Raw genomic sequence first — 2,723 nt, 5'->3', positions numbered from 1 at the left:
CATGAGCGCTTTGAGTTCCCTGAAGAAGTCCTCCCCCGCGGCAATGCGCTCTAAACCCACTGAGCTCGCTCGACTTTAGCTGCGGTAGATCCCTAGAGATCTGCTCTGTGAGGATGAGCGCTTGCCCAAGGGATCCCCTGCCGCGGATCCCAGTGGACAGGGAGCCCAACGGCAGGCGCTCGCGTTAACTAAACTTTTTTTGGTGTCTCTTGTTCCTGACTATCATTGGAGGTTGGTCTCTGTGACCTCGACAACATTTGGTTCTGCAGTGGTGCAAGATCGCACCCAAGGCGGATTTGCCTGGTGGGCTGGGAATGCCCGCTTGATTAATCTCTCCGGTCGGCTTTTGGGCGCCCATGTGGCCCACGCTGGCCTGATCGTCTTCTGGGCGGGAGCGATGCTGCTGTTTGAGGTGGCTCACTTCACGCCGGATCGGCCTATGTATGAGCAGGGCCTGATCCTGATGCCCCACGTGGCCACTCTGGGCTGGGGGGTTGGCCCGGGGGGCGAGGTGATTGACACCTACCCCTACTTTGTCATCGGGGTGCTGCACCTGATCTCCAGCGCCGTGCTGGGGTTGGGGGGCATTTATCACGCCATTCGCGGCCCAGAAACTCTGGAGCAGTCTTTCCCCTTCTTCGGCTACGACTGGAAAGACAAGAACAAGATGACCACCATCCTGGGGATCCACCTGATCCTGTTGGGGTTGGGGGCTTTCCTATTGGTGGCCAAGGCCATGTGGTTTGGCGGTGTCTATGACACCTGGGCTCCAGGGGGTGGCGATGTGCGGGTAATTACCAACCCCACCTTGAACCCCGCCGTGATCTTCGGCTACCTGTTTAAATCTCCTTTTGGTGGGGAAGGCTGGATCATCAGCGTTGACAACATGGAGGATGTGATCGGTGGTCACATCTACATTGGCATCATCTGCATTGCCGGTGGGATCTGGCACATCCTCACCAAGCCCTTCGGTTGGGCCCGCCGCGCCTTTATCTGGTCTGGGGAGGCCTATCTCTCCTACAGCTTGGCGGCGGTTTCGCTGATGAGCTTCATTGCCACTTGCTACATTTGGTTCAACAACACCGTTTACCCGAGCGAGTTCTACGGCCCCACTGGCCCAGAAGCCTCGCAAGCGCAAGCCCTCACCTTCATCGTGCGCGACCAGCGCCTGGGGGCGAACATTGGCCAAGCCCAAGGTCCCACCGGTCTGGGTAAATACCTGATGCGCTCCCCCACGGGCGAGATCATCTTCGGCGGCGAGACGATGCGCTTCTGGGATGTGCGCGCTCCTTGGAAAGAGCCGCTGCTGGGCCCCAATGGGTTGGATCTGGATAAGCTGAAAAACGACATTCAGCCCTGGCAAGCCCGCCGTGCAGTGGAGTACATGACCCATGCGCCGCTGGGATCCCTGAACTCGGTGGGTGGTGTGGCTACCGAGATCAACACGGTGAACTTCACCAGCCCGCGCACCTGGTTGGCTGCTCACAACTTCATCTTCGGCTTCCTGTTCTTTGTCGGCCACCTGTGGCATGCCGGTCGCGCTCGCGCTGCCGCTGCTGGCTTTGAGAAAGGGATCAGCCGCGAGAACGAGCCGGTTTACCGGATGAAGCCGATCCGCTAACTTTGGGTTAGCACAACGGTCTCAATGGTTTGGCTTGGCCCCCATACCGGGGGCCTTTTTTTGGGCATCCCCCCCTCAAGGATTGGCAGAAAGAAAGTTTGGGGTGGAAACTGAAGAGCGCTGAGTCATCAGAGCAGATGCACAAGATCCCTGTTACCGTCATCACCGGATTTCTGGGATCCGGCAAGACCACTTTGATCCGTCACCTTTTGCTCAACAACCAGGGCCGCCGCATTGCCGTGTTGGTGAATGAGTTTGGCGAAGTGGGCATCGACGGCGAGTTGCTGCGGGATTGCCAACTGTGTGAGGGGGAGGGATCCATCCCCATTCTGGAGCTGGCCAACGGCTGTCTCTGCTGCACGGTGCAGGAGGAGTTTTTGCCCACCATGGAAGCTCTGTTGCAGCGGCGGGCGGAGCTAGACTGCATTTTGATTGAAACCTCAGGACTGGCCTTGCCCAAGCCGCTCGTGCAGGCTTTCCGCTGGCCCACCATTCGTACAGGCGCCACGGTGGATGCGGTGATTACGGTGGTGGATGGTCAGGCTCTGGCCTCCGGGCAACTGGTGGGGGATCCGGCGGCCCTGGAGGCGCAGCGGCAGGCTGACGAAAGTTTGGACCATGAGACTCCGCTTGAGGAATTGTTTGAGGATCAGTTGAGCTGTGCCGATTTGGTGGTGCTCACCAAGGTGGATCAGATTACCCAAGAGGAGCAAGCTCGGGTGGAAAGCTGGCTGCGCCGGCGGTTGCCCCCTGGGATCCAAATTCTCCCCTGTGAGCGGGGCCAGGTCTCCCCAGAAGTGCTCTTGGGCTTTAATGCAGCGGTGGAAGACCAGCTCGAGCGCCGCCCCAGCCACCACGATCACGGGGAGGAGCATGAGCACGAAGCTTTTGAGTCTTTCTACCTCAGCTTGGAGGGAGGTTATGAGCCGGGATCCCTGGTGGCTCAGCTACGCCAGTTGGCCCAAGAGGAATGTCTTTACCGGATAAAAGGGTTTGTGGCCGTTCCCCACAAGCCGATGCGCCTGGTGCTGCAGGGGGTGGGATCCCGATTTGAAACCTACTACGACCGCCCCTGGCGACCCCAGGAGCCGCGCTTGACCCG

At 59.3% G+C, this 2,723-nt stretch carries 2 protein-coding genes; both read left to right on the top strand.

Features of this window, described 5'->3' with window-relative positions; translation table 11 throughout:
- Positions 1–241 precede the first annotated feature (241 nt).
- Positions 242–1,621, top strand: coding sequence for a photosystem II reaction center protein CP43 (gene psbC / locus NW820_RS11695; protein WP_369791763.1), 1,380 nt, complete (start codon positions 242–244; stop codon positions 1,619–1,621).
- A gap of 137 nt (positions 1,622–1,758) precedes the next feature.
- On the top strand, positions 1,759–2,723 hold a 965-nt coding region (gene cobW, locus NW820_RS11690), incomplete at its 3' end, for a cobalamin biosynthesis protein CobW (RefSeq protein ID WP_414407569.1).

The organism is Synechococcus sp. R55.7, assembly GCF_047461955.1.
Lineage (GTDB): Bacteria > Cyanobacteriota > Cyanobacteriia > Thermostichales > Thermostichaceae > Thermostichus.
The sequence above is the reverse complement of the archived record's forward strand: the minus strand, read 5'-3'. Positions and strand labels throughout refer to the sequence as shown.